General features: G+C 69.2%; 13 protein-coding genes. 6 read left to right on the top strand and 7 right to left on the bottom strand.

The window, feature by feature from the left end:
* Nucleotides 1-56 precede the first annotated feature (56 nt).
* Both rpmI and infC read right to left on the bottom strand, forming a co-directional pair.
* The gene (gene rpmI, locus ACWPQI_RS12925) at nucleotides 57-251 is read right to left on the bottom strand and encodes a 50S ribosomal protein L35 (RefSeq protein WP_010595371.1); all 195 of its coding nucleotides are present in this window, start codon (nucleotides 249-251) and stop codon (nucleotides 57-59) included.
* 89 nt (nucleotides 252-340) lie between these two features.
* On the bottom strand, nucleotides 341-1,000 hold the full coding sequence (gene infC / locus ACWPQI_RS12930; protein ID WP_017681575.1) for a translation initiation factor IF-3: 660 nt from the start codon (nucleotides 998-1,000) through the stop codon (nucleotides 341-343).
* Nucleotides 1,001-1,357: 357 nt separating this feature from the next.
* On the opposite strand from infC, the gene ACWPQI_RS12935 reads away from it, so the two are divergent.
* A complete protein-coding gene (locus ACWPQI_RS12935; RefSeq protein WP_003937961.1) occupies nucleotides 1,358-1,711 on the top strand; it encodes a DUF1844 domain-containing protein in 354 nt (117 codons plus the stop codon).
* A 12-nt stretch (nucleotides 1,712-1,723) separates the two neighbouring features.
* On the opposite strand, the gene ACWPQI_RS12940 is transcribed toward ACWPQI_RS12935, so the two are convergent.
* Nucleotides 1,724-3,535 (bottom strand): pyruvate kinase, encoded by a 1,812-nt coding sequence (locus ACWPQI_RS12940; protein WP_017681576.1) that lies wholly within the window; start codon nucleotides 3,533-3,535, stop codon nucleotides 1,724-1,726.
* Nucleotides 3,536-3,653: 118 nt separating this feature from the next.
* Between ACWPQI_RS12940 and ACWPQI_RS12945 the strand changes: the two genes are divergently transcribed.
* Entirely contained in the window at nucleotides 3,654-4,355 is a 702-nt protein-coding gene (locus tag ACWPQI_RS12945; RefSeq protein WP_017681577.1) for an alpha/beta fold hydrolase, read from the top strand.
* A gap of 9 nt (nucleotides 4,356-4,364) precedes the next feature.
* On the opposite strand, the gene ACWPQI_RS12950 is transcribed toward ACWPQI_RS12945, so the two are convergent.
* Together ACWPQI_RS12950 and uvrA are read right to left on the bottom strand one after the other, a co-directional pair.
* Nucleotides 4,365-5,504: a lipase family protein gene (locus tag ACWPQI_RS12950; protein WP_010595366.1), complete on the bottom strand. Its 1,140-nt coding sequence runs from the start codon at nucleotides 5,502-5,504 to the stop codon at nucleotides 4,365-4,367.
* A gap of 51 nt (nucleotides 5,505-5,555) precedes the next feature.
* Nucleotides 5,556-8,489 (bottom strand): excinuclease ABC subunit UvrA, encoded by a 2,934-nt coding sequence (uvrA, locus tag ACWPQI_RS12955; RefSeq protein ID WP_010595365.1) that lies wholly within the window; start codon nucleotides 8,487-8,489, stop codon nucleotides 5,556-5,558.
* A 173-nt stretch (nucleotides 8,490-8,662) separates the two neighbouring features.
* Between uvrA and ACWPQI_RS12960 the strand changes: the two genes are divergently transcribed.
* Both ACWPQI_RS12960 and ACWPQI_RS12965 read left to right on the top strand, forming a co-directional pair.
* A complete protein-coding gene (locus tag ACWPQI_RS12960; RefSeq protein ID WP_474738362.1) occupies nucleotides 8,663-9,352 on the top strand; it encodes an MBL fold metallo-hydrolase in 690 nt (229 codons plus the stop codon).
* A 54-nt stretch (nucleotides 9,353-9,406) separates the two neighbouring features.
* Nucleotides 9,407-10,570 carry an SIR2 family protein gene (locus ACWPQI_RS12965; protein ID WP_474738363.1) on the top strand — a complete coding sequence of 388 codons (1,164 nt, stop codon included), beginning with the start codon at nucleotides 9,407-9,409 and terminating at the stop codon, nucleotides 10,568-10,570.
* A 238-nt stretch (nucleotides 10,571-10,808) separates the two neighbouring features.
* Here ACWPQI_RS12965 and ACWPQI_RS12970 read toward each other — a convergent pair whose 3' ends face one another.
* Nucleotides 10,809-11,771, bottom strand: coding sequence for a NaeI family type II restriction endonuclease (locus ACWPQI_RS12970; RefSeq protein WP_474738364.1), 963 nt, complete (start codon nucleotides 11,769-11,771; stop codon nucleotides 10,809-10,811).
* A gap of 127 nt (nucleotides 11,772-11,898) precedes the next feature.
* On the opposite strand from ACWPQI_RS12970, the gene ACWPQI_RS12975 reads away from it, so the two are divergent.
* Both ACWPQI_RS12975 and ACWPQI_RS12980 read left to right on the top strand, forming a co-directional pair.
* Nucleotides 11,899-12,135: a hypothetical protein gene (locus ACWPQI_RS12975; RefSeq protein WP_474738365.1), complete on the top strand. Its 237-nt coding sequence runs from the start codon at nucleotides 11,899-11,901 to the stop codon at nucleotides 12,133-12,135.
* 56 nt (nucleotides 12,136-12,191) lie between these two features.
* Nucleotides 12,192-12,518: a hypothetical protein gene (locus ACWPQI_RS12980; RefSeq protein ID WP_474738366.1), complete on the top strand. Its 327-nt coding sequence runs from the start codon at nucleotides 12,192-12,194 to the stop codon at nucleotides 12,516-12,518.
* Here ACWPQI_RS12980 and ACWPQI_RS12985 read toward each other — a convergent pair.
* The gene (locus ACWPQI_RS12985) at nucleotides 12,495-12,890 is read right to left on the bottom strand and encodes a very short patch repair endonuclease (RefSeq protein WP_474738852.1); all 396 of its coding nucleotides are present in this window, start codon (nucleotides 12,888-12,890) and stop codon (nucleotides 12,495-12,497) included. The two genes, ACWPQI_RS12980 and ACWPQI_RS12985, sit on opposite strands and share 24 nt — an antisense overlap.
* Nucleotides 12,891-13,082: the final 192 nt, after the last annotated feature.

Genomic DNA, 13,082 nt, shown 5'->3' on the forward strand with positions numbered 1-13,082 from the left:
CCTGTCAATCTCGGGGGGCAGTCGATCGCCCCCGGGGGTCGGTCGGGGAAGGAAGCTCAGATGCCGAGCATGCGCTTGACGCGCGGGACGTCGACGTCGGCGACGGTGGCCTTGCCATCGAGGCGACGCGTCACCCGGGAGGACTTGTGCTCGAGCAGGTGGCGGCGGCCGGCCTTCTGGCGCAGGATCTTTCCGCTGCCGGACACCTTGAATCGCTTCGCGGTGCCGCTGTGGGTCTTCGACTTGGGCATGGAGTCCTCAGTTCGTCGGGGATTTACTCGTGTTCGTCCGGCACGCGCGCAGCGGCCGGCCGGGCGGTGGGCCCGGTCGACCGGCGGAGCTACGCGGTGCCGTCGCCTGCCGCAGGCTTGTCCGCGGCAGGAGCCGGCCTGGCGACGGAGGCCTGAGCGGTCTCCTGCGCCTTGGCGCGGGTCTTGGCGCCCTTGTGCGGCGCCAGGACCATGGTCATGTTCCGACCGTCCTGCTTGGGGGCGGTCTCGATGAAGCCGAGATCGGCGACGTCGGCGCCGAGGCGCTGCAGCAGCCGGAACCCGAGTTCGGGGCGGGACTGCTCGCGGCCACGGAACATGATCGTCACCTTGACCTTCGACCCGGCCTCGAGGAAACGCACCACGTTGCGCTTCTTGGTCTCGTAGTCGTGGTCGTCGATCTTCGGTCGGAGCTTCTGCTCCTTGATGACGGTCAGCTGCTGGTTCTTGCGCGACTCGCGCGCCTTCTGGGCAGCCTCGTACTTGAACTTGCCGTAGTCCATGATCTTGCAGACCGGTGGACGGGCGTCAGGGGCCACCTCGACCAGATCGAGATCGGCTTCGTATGCCAGGCGGAGTGCATCTTCAACACGCACGATTCCGACCTGTTCCCCGCCGGGTCCGACGAGCCGGACCTCGGGAACTCGGATGCGTTCGTTGATGCGGGTCTCAGCGCTGATGGGGCCTCCTAGGTAGAGCGGTGCGGTCCGGGTGACCGCGCCGCAGCACATGGGGCCGACTTCCGACGAAAAACCCCGCCGACGGTGCTCGCGCACCGGGCGGGGTCCGAATACCGACCGGCCCGACGGACCGCACGACTCGACGGTCGTGCGGTCTCGTCCCCCGATCACTCGGGGCGCACACTCCCCGGACATCCCGGAGGGCGGCGGACCGGACCACTGAGCGGAGATCATGACCAGGTCATGGGTCGCGCAGAGGTGGGAGTCGGACTCCACTTTGCTGCCCACGCGCAGTGCGCGCGGACGGTCGTGTCCCACAGCCTAGCAAACTTCGGCCCCGCGATCGAATCGCCGGCTGCGGCCCGACCCGCTCTCGCGGCAGCGTGCGGCGGGTGGGATCGTGAAGTCATGACCGACACCCCCGATCCGACCGTGGCCGACGACGTCCGGCACCTGGGCGAGATCCCGGCCGTCGAGGTGATCAGCCGCGCCGCCGTGATGCTCATGAGTTCCGCCGCCGAGAAGCTCGGCCTGGCCGACGAGGATCCCGAGGCCGGCACCCACCGCGACCTGGACGAGGCGCGCCGCGTGATCACCGCCCTGGCCGGGCTGGTCACCGCGTCGGTGGAGTACCTGGGCCCGCACGCCGGGCCGCTGCGCGAGGGATTGCAGGCGCTGCAGCGGGCCTTCCGGGAGGCGTCGGCCTACCCGGACGAGCCGGGCAAGGGTCCCGGCGAGAAGTACACCGGCCCGGTCTTCTGACCCGGGCCGGTCTCACCGCAGCGGCACGCCCGGCTCCTCCCAGGCCCGCAGGCGCCGCAGCAGCGAGTCCTTCTTGCGCTGATGGTCGGCCATCCGGCACAGCACGTCGTCGAGGAACCGCACCGCGTGGTCGACGTACGGGCCCTTGTTGAGCATCACGCATTCGGCGCGGCCCGACGCCGCGGCGTCGGTGATCTCCGCGCGCGAGGGACGGCCGGTGCGCGCGAGGGTGTCGAGGACCTGCGTCGCCCAGATCACCGGGACGTGCGCCGCCTCGCACACCCACAGGATCTCCTCCTGCACCTCGGCCAGCCGGCCGTACCCGGCCTCGACGGCGAGGTCGCCGCGCGCGATCATCACCCCGACCCGGGGTGAGTGCAGGGCCGCGAACAAGATGGCCGGGAGGTTCTCGAAGCCCGCCACCGTCTCCACCTTGAGGATCACCCCGAGGCGGGCGCCGCCGAGTTCGGCGAGCCGGTCCTGCAGGCGCGCGACGTCGGCGGCGCTGCGGACGAAGGACAGGCTGACCGCGTCCGCGTGCGTGACCACGAACGGCAACCGGTCCAGGTCCTCGTCGGTGAGCGCCGGCAGCCGCAACTCGGTGTCGGGCAGGTTGATGCCCTTGGCCGTGCCCAGCCGGGAGCCGCGCAGGTCCGCGTCGGTGATGCGGATCCGCAGCCGTTCCGGGCCGGCCTCCTCGACGATCCCCCCGATCCGGCCGTCGTCGAAGAAGATCCGGTGCCCGATCCGGGTGTCGTCGAACACCCGGGGCAGGGTGCAGCCGATCCGGGGCGGATGGGCGTCCGGGTCGGCCGGGGTGAGGTCCGGGTCCAGGATCAGCTCGTCGCCGACGTGCAGGGTGAGTCTGCGTTCGCGTGGCGGGAGCGCCGCGACGGCGGTGGCGTCACCGCGCGCGGTCAGCCGGGTGCCGGGTACGAGGTAGGCGGTGTCGGTCAGTTCGGTGCGTACGTCCCCGGCGGCGGTGCCGGTGACGACCAGGGTGCGTTTGGAACCGCGGGTGTCGCGGAAGGTGATGCGGTCGCCGGGTCGGCGCCGGGCCAGCCACAGCTCGTCGGCGACGGGGACGACCACCTCGCCGGGGGCGGCCGCGGAGCCGGGGCGGGTGAGCCGCACCTGGACGGGCGCGACGGTGCGGCCGAGCGCGTCGCGTTCGGGTTTGGCGTGCACCACCGCGGGACCGGGGGCGACGGGGCCGGTGCGCAGCTTCGGGCCGGCGAGGTCCATGGTGACGGTGACGTGCCGGCCGTGGGCGCGTTCGGCGCGGCGCACGTGCTCGATCATGGCGGCCCACGCGTCGGGTTCGTCGTGGGCGCAGTTGATCCGGACGAGTTCGGCACCGGCCCCGACGATCCGGTCGACGAGGTCGGCGTCGGTGGCCGCTTCGCTCGGCAGCGTCACCATGATGCGGGTCCGGCGGCCACCGCGGACGGGGCCGAGCAGGGCGGCGGCGTTGCGTTCGAGCAGGCGTTCGCCGGTGACGAAGTCGACCGGGCCGGGGCGGGTGTCGACCTCGGGCAGGTCCGCGAGGCCGGCCACGGCGCGGCGCACCGCGTCGACGGAGGCCAGGACGTGGGCTTCGGCGCGTCCCAGCGACGACAGTCCCCACGCGGCGAGTTGGGATTGCAGCACGCGGATGTCGCGGCGCCGCAGCGCGACGTAGTGCGCCAGGTTCTCCGCGCCGGCCCGGTGAGCGGGGTGCGCCTGCGCCCAGCGCTCGTCGGCGCCGGCCGCGGTGACGAGGCCGTCCCGCAGCTCGTCGAGCGCGGCGGCGAGGGCCGCGAGGTCGCCGTGCGCACCGGTCATGCGCCCACCGTAGGGGCGCGGAGTTTCGCGGGGTTTGCGCCCGGTTGAACAGTGTCGTTCCTGCGGGCGACCGTGTCGGTGGCCCGCACCGTCACCGGGATGCCCGAGGATGGTGGTCATGGGCACGCACCTGGTCCTCGTTCCCGGATTCTGGCTCGGCGCGTGGGCGTGGGAGGCCGTCGCCGAGGATCTGCGGGCGCGGGGGCATCGGGTCGACGCCCTGACACTGCCCGGGCTCGAGTCCGTCCGGGCCGACCGCTCCGGCATCACGCTCGACGACCACGTCGGTGCCGTCGTGGAGGCGGTGGCGGGCGGTGCGGTCGTCGTCGCGCACAGCGGCGCCGGCCCGGTCGCGTACGCGGCGTCGGACCGGGTCCCGGCGGACGTGGCCCGTCTGGTGTACGTCGACACCGGCCCGTTGCCGGAGGCCGCCGCGCTGCGGCCGGATCTCGATGCCGCCGTGGCGGAGATTCCGCTGCCGCCGTGGGCGGAACTCGAAGCGGCCGGCAACAGCCTGATGGGACTCGACGGCGCCGCGCTGGACCGGTTCCGGGAGCGGGCGGTGCCGCATCCGGCCGGTCCGGCGCGGACCCCGCTCGCCCTGCGCGGGGACGCGCGCCTGGCGGTCCCGACGACCGTCGTGTGCACGAGCTTTCCGTCCGCGTCGATCCGGCAGATGGCGCAGGCGGGGCACCCCGTGGCGAGTGAGCTCGGCCGGCTCGCCGACGTGCAGTATGTGGATCTGCCGACCGGGCACTGGCCGATGTGGTCGCGTCCCGCCGAACTCGCGGCGGTGCTCGACGCGGCAGCTCGCCGTTGAGGGGTGAGGTCACCCACCCGGGGCGAACAGGTCGCGGACGAACGCCGTCGCGTCGGACAGCGAGGCGCGCATCGTCTCGAGGTGACCGGCCGGATACGGGTGGAACACGAATCGCGTACCGGCCGCAGTCAGGTCGGCGACGAGCTTGACCGTGAACGGCGCCGGGGTGACGGTGTCGGTCAGGCCCTGACCGAGGAACAGGGGGCGATCGTAGCCGCGGGTGGGAATCTCGAGCATGTCGCGGGCGGCGCGGACCAGGGCCGGGTCGTCGGTGCGCCGCGCCAGCAGATCGCCGATCGACAGGTCCGCGAACTCGGCCGCAGCTTCCCGGTAGCACAGGTCCTCGAGCCGGGTGAGAACGCCGCGGCCCCGCGGGCTGAGGAAGCGGTCGACCTCGACCTCGGGGTAGGTCGCGCGCATCCCGGCCAGCAGGTAGGCGATGAACACGGCGGTGCCGGTGAGCGGCAGCGGCGGAAAGGCGGGGTCGCCGAGCGGCACGAGGTGCTCGATGTTGGACGGCACGCCCAGCGCGACGGCGCCGCGGTAGTCGAGTTCGGGTGCGTACCGGGTCGCGAGGGAGGCCGCGACCATGACGGCCTGGCCGCCCTGCGACTGGCCGAGTGCGACCCAGCTCGGCCCGAGGGACGGTTCCACCGTCCGGGCGGCCCGCACCATGTCGATCACGGCGTGCGCCTCCGACGGCCCGTCGAGGTAGGCGTGCACGCCGGGGGTGCCGAGGCCGACGTAGTCGGTGGCGACGATGGCGTATCCCTGGGCGAGCCAGTGCGCGAGGTATCCGTTGTCGATGCGGCCGTCGACCGTGGGGGCGCACCGGTCCGCGATCCCGACGGCGCCGTGCCCCCACGAGATCACCGGCCAGCCACCGGCGGGCGCGGCACCCGGCGGCACGAACACCGCGCCGGTGCTCAGGGCCGGCACCCCGCGGGGGCCGGTGGTGCGGTAGGTGACCACCGAGGCGGCGACCGCGCCGGGCAGCCACCACTGCCGCGGTAGGGGCTCGACCCGGACGACGCTGCCCGGCGGGTCCGTCTCACGGCTCGGCGGCTGCGCCGCCGCGACCCCGGCCGTGAGCAGCATGCTCGTCACCAGCACGGCGACGACCCCACGGACACGAGCCTCGACGAACATCCGCCTCACGGTCCCCCCTTTGCGGTCCGCGGCGCGTCGGCGCCGTCAGGGTCAGCTCGCCGCTGCCACCTTCCGTGGTGCGCGCTTGCGTGCCGGCTTGCGGGCGGGCGCCGGCTCCGGCGCGACGGGCTCGGCGAGCGCCTCGCTCAGGAACCTGCCGGTGTAGCTGCCCTCGACGGCGGCGACGTCCTCGGGTGTGCCCTGCGCAACGACGGTGCCGCCGCCCGAGCCGCCCTCGGGGCCCATGTCGATGATCCAGTCCGCCGTCTTGATCACGTCGAGGTTGTGTTCGATCACGATCACCGTGTTGCCCTTGTCGACGAGACCGTTGATCACGCCGAGCAGCTTGCGGATGTCCTCGAAGTGCAGTCCGGTCGTGGGCTCGTCGAGCACGTACACGGTGCGGCCCGTCGACCGCTTCTGCAGTTCCGCGGCGAGCTTGACGCGCTGGGCCTCGCCGCCGGACAGGGTCGGGGCGGGCTGGCCCAGGCGCACGTACCCGAGGCCGACGTCGACGAGGGTGCGCAGGTAGCGGTGGATCGAGGTGACCGGCTCGAAGAACTCGGCGGCCTCCTCGATCGGCATGTCCAGCACCTCGGCGATGGTCTTGCCCTTGTAGTGCACCTCCAGGGTCTCGCGGTTGTAGCGGGCCCCGTGGCACACCTCGCACGGCACGTACACGTCGGGCAGGAAGTTCATCTCGATCTTGAGCGTGCCGTCGCCCGAGCACGCCTCGCACCGGCCGCCCTTGACGTTGAACGAGAACCGGCCCGGCTGGTAGCCGCGCACCTTGGCCTCGGTGGTCGCGGCGAACAGGGTGCGGATCTTGTCGAACACACCGGTGTAGGTGGCCGGATTCGACCGCGGCGTACGCCCGATCGGCGACTGGTCGACCTGGACGAGCTTGTCGAGCTGGTCGAGCCCGTTGACGCGGGTGTGCCGGCCGGGCACCTGCCGCGCGCCGTTGAGCTTGTTGGCCATGACCGTCGCGAGGATGTCGTTGACCAGGGTCGACTTGCCGGAGCCGGAGACGCCCGTGATCGCGGTGAGCACGCCGAGCGGGAAGGCCACGTCGATGCCGCGCAGGTTGTTCTCGCGCGCGCCGACGACGGTGACCTGACGTTTGCGGTCGACCGGCCGGCGCTGCTGCGGCACCTCGATCCGCTGGCGGCCGGACAGGTACGCGCCGGTGAGCGAGTCGGTGCAGTCGAGCAGTTCCTTGTACGGGCCGGTGTGCACCACCCGACCGCCGTGCTCACCGGCGTACGGCCCGATGTCGACGACCCAGTCCGACGCCCGGATGGTGTCCTCGTCGTGCTCGACGACGATCAGGGTGTTGCCGAGATCACGCAGCCGGGTGAGGGTTTCGATGAGCCGGCGGTTGTCGCGCTGGTGCAGGCCGATGGACGGCTCGTCCAGGACGTACAGGACACCGACCAGGCCCGAGCCGATCTGGGTGGCGAGCCGGATACGTTGCGCTTCCCCGCCCGACAGGGTGCCGGCCGCGCGGGAGAGGGTGAGGTACTCGAGTCCCACATCGAGCAGGAACCCGAGACGTGCCTGGATCTCCTTGAGCACCTGCCCGGCGATGGCCTCCTCCCGCGCCCCGAGGGTCAGCGCGCCGAGGAACTCCGCGCATTCGGCGATGGACAGGTCGGAGACCTCGGCGATGGACTTGTGCCCGTGCTCGCCCGCGGCGACCGTCACCGCCAGAATCTCCGGACGCAGCCGCGCCCCCGCGCACGCCGGGCACGGGATCTCCCGCATGTACCCGTCGTACCGTTCCTTCATCTGTTCGGATTCGGTCTGTTCGAGCCGGCGGTGCAGGAACGGCATCACGCCCTCGAACTCGGCGTAGTACGACCGGGTCCGGCCGTACCGGTTCTTGTAGCGGACGTGCACCTGTTCCGGGCTGCCCTCGAGGATGGCCTTGCGGGCCTTGGCCGGCAGCTTGTTCCACGGGGTGGACATCTCGAAGCCCATGATGTCGGCCAGCCCGGACAGCAGCCGGGTGAAGTATTCGGAGGTCTGCCCCATCGACCAGGGCGCGATCGCGCCGTCCTCGAGGCTGAGTTCCGGGTCCGGCACGACGAGTTCCGGGTCGACCTCCTTGCGGATGCCGAGGCCGGTGCACTCGGGGCAGGCACCGTACGGGGAGTTGAACGAGAACGACCGGGGTTCGAGCTCGTCGATGGACAGCGGGTGCCCGTTGGGGCAGGCGAGTTTCTCGGAGAAGCGGCGCTCGCGGTCGGCCGCGTTCTCGTCCCGGTCGACGAAGTCGAGGACGACGATGCCCTCCGCCAGGCGCAGCGCGGTCTCGATCGAATCGGTGAGCCGCTGCTTGGCACCGGACTTGACCGCGAGCCGGTCGACGACCACCTCGATGTCGTGCTTCTCCTGCTTCTTCAGCTTCGGCGGATCGGTGAGGGGATGGACCACCCCGTCGACCCGCACGCGGGCGTACCCCTGCACGGTCAGCTGTTCGAACAGGTCGACGAACTCGCCCTTGCGGGTGCGCACGACGGGTGCGAGCACCTGGAACCGCGTGCCCTGCTCCATGTCGAGGACCTGGTCGACGATCTGCTGCGGCGTCTGCCGGGCGATCCGCTCCCCGCACTGCGGACAGTGCGCTGTGCCGGCGCGGGCGTACAGCAGGCGCAGGTAGTCGTAGACCTCGGTGATGGTGCCGACGGTCGAGCGCGGGTTCCGGTTGGTGGACTTCTGGTCGATGGACACCGCCGGTGACAGGCCCTCGATGAAGTCGACGTCGGGTTTGTCCATCTGGCCGAGGAACTGGCGCGCGTAGGCGGACAGCGACTCGACGTAGCGGCGCTGCCCCTCGGCGAAGATCGTGTCGAACGCCAGGCTCGACTTGCCCGACCCGGACAGGCCGGTGAAGACGATCAGGCTGTCACGCGGCAGGTCCAGGTCGATCCCCCGCAGGTTGTGCTCCCGCGCGCCACGCACGATCAGGCGATCCGCCACGCCACGTCCCTCCTCGTCGGATCCCCTGGATGGTCGGATCCGGTCGCATCTCGATTCACCGACGTCACGTCGCGCAACTCGGCCCTGGACCATGGTAGGCGCGCCCACCGACACGTTCCGGTTCCCGACCGCCGTGCACGCGGGCGACGGACCACGGCGGTAACGTGCCTCACATGTCGCAGCAGCCCTTGGTCATCGACGACGACTACACCGGCGAGGTCACCCCCGGCGGACCCGCGCAGCGCCGCACCGTGCCCGGCGCGACCATCGTCAAGCTGTCCGTCGGACCCATGGACAACAACACCTACCTGATCACGGATTCCGCCACCGGCAACTCGGTGTTCCTCGACGCGGCGAACGAGCCGGAGTTGCTCACCCGGTTCCTCGCCGAGCACGCCCCGAAACTCGAGCTGATCGTCACGACCCACCAGCACTGGGACCACTGGCAGGGCCTCGAGGCGGTCGCGGCCTCGACCGGGGTTCCCACGGCCGCGCACCCGCTCGACGCCGAGCCGCTCCCGGTCACACCCGATCGGTTGCTCATGGAGGGCGACACCGTCGCCGTCGGCGAGCTCGGCCTCGAGGTGATCCACCTGTCCGGACACACCCCGGGCTCGATCGCGCTGGTCCTCACCGAGACCGGCACCGGCCGGCACCACATCTTCACCGGTGACTCCCTCTTCCCGGGGGGTCTTGGGCGGACAACAAAGCCTGAGGAGTTCAGCTCGCTTTATCGGGACGTGACCACCAAGATCTTCGACCGGTTCGACGACGAGACGATCTTCTACCCCGGACACGGCAAGGACTCGACCCTCGGAGCCGAGCGCCCGTATCTCGGCGAGTGGCGCGAGCGGGGCTGGTAACCCCTGACACGCCACCTAACCTCGTAGTTTCCCCGGACACTTTCAGGAACCTCTATGACCTCCAGCGACAACCCTCGGCACCTTGCCCTATTGGCAGGAAACGGCCTGAGCGTGGCGTTTAACGAAGAGCTCTTGCTCAACCAGATCACGGCGGAGGTGATGGCACGCCTCGCCGCGACCCACGCAGATTCTGACGCCGTGACGGCGGCGATGCACAAGGTGGCCAACCATGACCTCAGCATCAACGCTGAGAACGACTTCGAGGCCCTAATCGGGGCGTTCGGCGGGCAAAGCAACATTCTGGGAGACCTCATGCTGTACGCCGACCTGGTCGACCAGTCCAACGAATCCCTGACGTCATCAATAGCCCGGGTCCAGAAGTTTGTCACCGACGTACAGAGGCAAGGAGTCGGCCACGTCCTGGAAGTCATCGCAGAGCGATCAATCGCCTACGAGGACGAGAGTGGCCCACTACGCGATCTGCTCTCCGAGGTAGTCGGAGCTTTCGATGGGCATAAGACGATCGCCAATCTCAACTACGACACGCTTGTGCTGTCTGCGCTGATGGCGGATCACAGAAGTGACTTTTGCGACATGGCGAGAGGGTGGCCCTCTCAACCCGCTGCGGTACCCGGCGACTTTATCTATCCGACCTACCCGCTACGCAGTGGGGCGGCTGACTTCATGGATTGGTCGACGCGCCCCATCCGGCTCGTGAACCTTCATGGATCACTTACCTTCTGGATGGATACGGACGGTAACCAATGGAAGTTTCCAGTCGGTGCCCTCCGAGCACAAGCACTTGGCGAGGACCCCGCAACGATCTGGGATGCGTATCGACGCGGCTTGCTGCCCTATCAGCCCCTCATCGTTCTAGCGAACCAATACGACAAGACGCAGCTTGTAGCTGAGGAACCATTCGCGACGGGGTACGAAGTCTTCGCAGAGGGGCTGGCCGAAGCCAACCATTGGCTCGTGGTCGGGTACTCATTTCGCGACTACTGCGTCAACGACCGCCTGCGCGCTAGCTTCGAGGCACGCCCGACTAGACCACATGTTCTCGTTGTCACGCTCGGCGAGTCTCCCGACGTCGCCACCATTGAATCTGCCCTGGGTTGGGAGACCACTTCGGGCGACTCGTCATCATGGCTAACTGTGTTCCGGGAAGGCGCAACCGCGCTCGTCGGTTCCGACGCATGGAAGAAGTTCACGACTTAAGCGTCGGATGCGACACGAACGACATCAGACAGTGGGCGGCAGTGAAAGGTACCTGAATCATCCCTACTCAACCCATCCAAGGCCACGCCCGGACCGTTAAGGTGCCCGGGTAACGAACTTCGCGGTCGCATCGGAATCCGACGTCGCGCGGAAGGGCACGGGCCTCCCCGTGCAACGACCGCAGCTGGCACCTCATTGCGCCAAGGTCCCAGCTGCGGCCTTCGCCGGGCCAAACGACCTATTCGGACTTGCCCCGAGGGATCACCGGCGCTTCCTCCACCGGATCGTCGGGCCTCGCCAGCGTCCACCCCACTCCCGCGATCTCCGCCACCGGATCCGCACGGTCCGCCCGAGCACGAACCACCCGGGCCGAGATCAGCTCGCCCTTCCTGGGGACCGGGAGGCCGAGCGCCTGAGCGACAAGTGGGTCGTTGTCCTGATGACCCAGCACGAGGATGCCTTCGGGTCGAAGCTTGTCCCGGGCACCACCATTGCCCCGGGCACGCTTCATGAAGTCGTCCTGCTGCGCAACCGTCGCCAGTTCCGCCCGGCGAATGATCCGGCCCTGGACGCTGCGGAAGAGTTCGTTCGTCCTGGCCTGACCATGCTTGTCCCCCCGGCTGGCACGGGCAGCAAAGATCCGTTCTCGAATGACCGGGTCGAGGTCCAGAAACAGATTCGGCGCGAGACGGCCGTGCCCTGTCCACATCCTCCTGATGCGGTTGCGCCCCTCGGCGGACAGAGTGCCCTTCTGGTCGCGGTTCCGTCCTGCGTTGAGCAACCCGGTTTCGACACGCACGATCCCCGCTCGCCATGTCGCCGTGGTGTCCTCGGCCGTCACCAGCAGCGCGATGTGCCCAATCACCTCGGGTGGGAGCGTCCACCCTCCCGGCCGCATCGAATACTTGCAGTCGACCTCGACACCTGCGATCCGGTAGTCGGTCGCGTCGCCGTCCTCGAAGCCGAACTCCCGGTGCAGATTGATCTCGACCAAGGTGCCCATATGGGTCTTCTCGGTCTTATGCAATTGGGTGAAACTCCAGCGGCCTGTGTGCTGGCCGTCGTAGAGCTGGTCCAGCGTGTCCCGGAGGACTGCCGCGACGCGGTCACCGGTCGGGTCCAGTCGGTACAGTTCGGACTCGACTGCATCGAGCCCAGCGTCCTCGCCAGGTTCGGGCGCGGAGTCAAACAATGTGTTCATGGTTACCTCGCATTCGGAAAAGTTGGGCGAGGTAACCAAACACGGCAATCCGGGCTACGAGCGGAAGACCCGCCGGTCCGGTGAGGCAGTTCCCTTCCGGTCACCGACGGGGGTTACCGTCTAGGGCATGAGCGGCGACTCGGACGAGATCAACTGGCTGGAGGTCAGCGACGGCCAGAAGCTGGGTGTACAGCCCCTGTCACGCGCTGGCCAGAACTGCGTACGCCTGCTCTTCCCCAACGGCACGGAGAAGGTCATCAAGCGCGAAAGCGCACCGGAAGTGCTGGCGATGCTGATGACGGGGATCTCGTTCTCGGACATCACCGGGTCGGGGGGGTTCACAGTGTCTCCCGACGACTTCTAAACAGTGCCCGGTGAGCCAGCCCGGACAGCGCAAGAGTGCCCGATGGAGGAAATCAGGTGAACGTCGACGAATACCGCCAGGCGATGGAGGAAGGTGAACGGGAGTACCGGGACGTCCTCGAATTGCTCCGCTCGCGGGGTTACCGCGCCGACTTCACCCAAACCGGCGGGATGTGTGCCGCAATCAAACTTGATCTCGGCAGCCAGCAATTCGCACTGATCGTCGACGCCGACGGCCCCCTGGCCTGGGTGCGGACGGACCACAAGGGCTGGACAGTGGCGATCTACGACGTTGCAGACACTTCCGAGGAGATTTCGCTCGAATCCGTCGCTGACAACTCGGTGGCCGCGCTCGTGCCGTTACTGCCCCCGGTCCTCACCTGAGTCATCCTCAAGGACGGCGAGAACCGCAGCGAGCGCATCCTCGGCCGCGACGTGCTCCCAGATCCGCAGCACGCGCCAGCCTGACTCCTGTAGCAGCCGCGTCTGCTCCTTGTCCCGCTCGGCATTGCGCCGCAGCTTGGGCGACCAGTAACTCTCGTTCACGCCTGGGTGACGTCCATGCTGAGGGCACGAGTGCCAGAAACACCCGTCGACGAACACGGCAACCTTCCTGCGGGTGAACGCGATGTCGGGCCGGACGAGCCTGCCCTCGATGCGCAACGCATAGTCCTTGCGGAACCGGAACCCCCGAGCGTGCAGCGCTGAACGCAGGCGCGTTTCGGGCTTCGTTCCAGTCCTCCGGATCGCCCGCATGTTCCTCGACCGCCCCGGGGACGTCGTGTAGGGCTGTGCGGCGGTCGCCTCACTGCCGAGGCCAGCATCTGGCTGCATGCACCGCAGGGTACAGTTCGGGGCCGCTGCCACGGTGCCTACGGCGGGCCTCCACCGCTTCTGCCGGAGCCCGGCATAGTCTGCCTTCAGCGATGCAAATGACCTGGTAGAGAC

The sequence above is a fragment of the Rhodococcus sp. LMD genome (genome assembly GCF_056108245.1).

Coding starts and splice junctions, on each gene's coding strand:
- ACWPQI_RS12965 (WP_474738363.1), top strand. CDS start 9,407: ATGACCTCCAGCGACAACCCTCGGCACCTTGCCCTATTGGCAGGAAAC.
- ACWPQI_RS12960 (WP_474738362.1), top strand. CDS start 8,663: ATGTCGCAGCAGCCCTTGGTCATCGACGACGACTACACCGGCGAGGTC.
- ACWPQI_RS12940 (WP_017681576.1), bottom strand. CDS start 3,535: ATGACCGGTGCGCACGGCGACCTCGCGGCCCTCGCCGCCGCGCTCGAC.
- rpmI (WP_010595371.1), bottom strand. CDS start 251: ATGCCCAAGTCGAAGACCCACAGCGGCACCGCGAAGCGATTCAAGGTG.
- ACWPQI_RS12950 (WP_010595366.1), bottom strand. CDS start 5,504: ATGTTCGTCGAGGCTCGTGTCCGTGGGGTCGTCGCCGTGCTGGTGACG.
- ACWPQI_RS12985 (WP_474738852.1), bottom strand. CDS start 12,890: ATGCGGGCGATCCGGAGGACTGGAACGAAGCCCGAAACGCGCCTGCGT.
- ACWPQI_RS12975 (WP_474738365.1), top strand. CDS start 11,899: ATGAGCGGCGACTCGGACGAGATCAACTGGCTGGAGGTCAGCGACGGC.
- ACWPQI_RS12970 (WP_474738364.1), bottom strand. CDS start 11,771: ATGAACACATTGTTTGACTCCGCGCCCGAACCTGGCGAGGACGCTGGG.
- ACWPQI_RS12935 (WP_003937961.1), top strand. CDS start 1,358: ATGACCGACACCCCCGATCCGACCGTGGCCGACGACGTCCGGCACCTG.
- ACWPQI_RS12945 (WP_017681577.1), top strand. CDS start 3,654: ATGGGCACGCACCTGGTCCTCGTTCCCGGATTCTGGCTCGGCGCGTGG.
- infC (WP_017681575.1), bottom strand. CDS start 1,000: ATGTGCTGCGGCGCGGTCACCCGGACCGCACCGCTCTACCTAGGAGGC.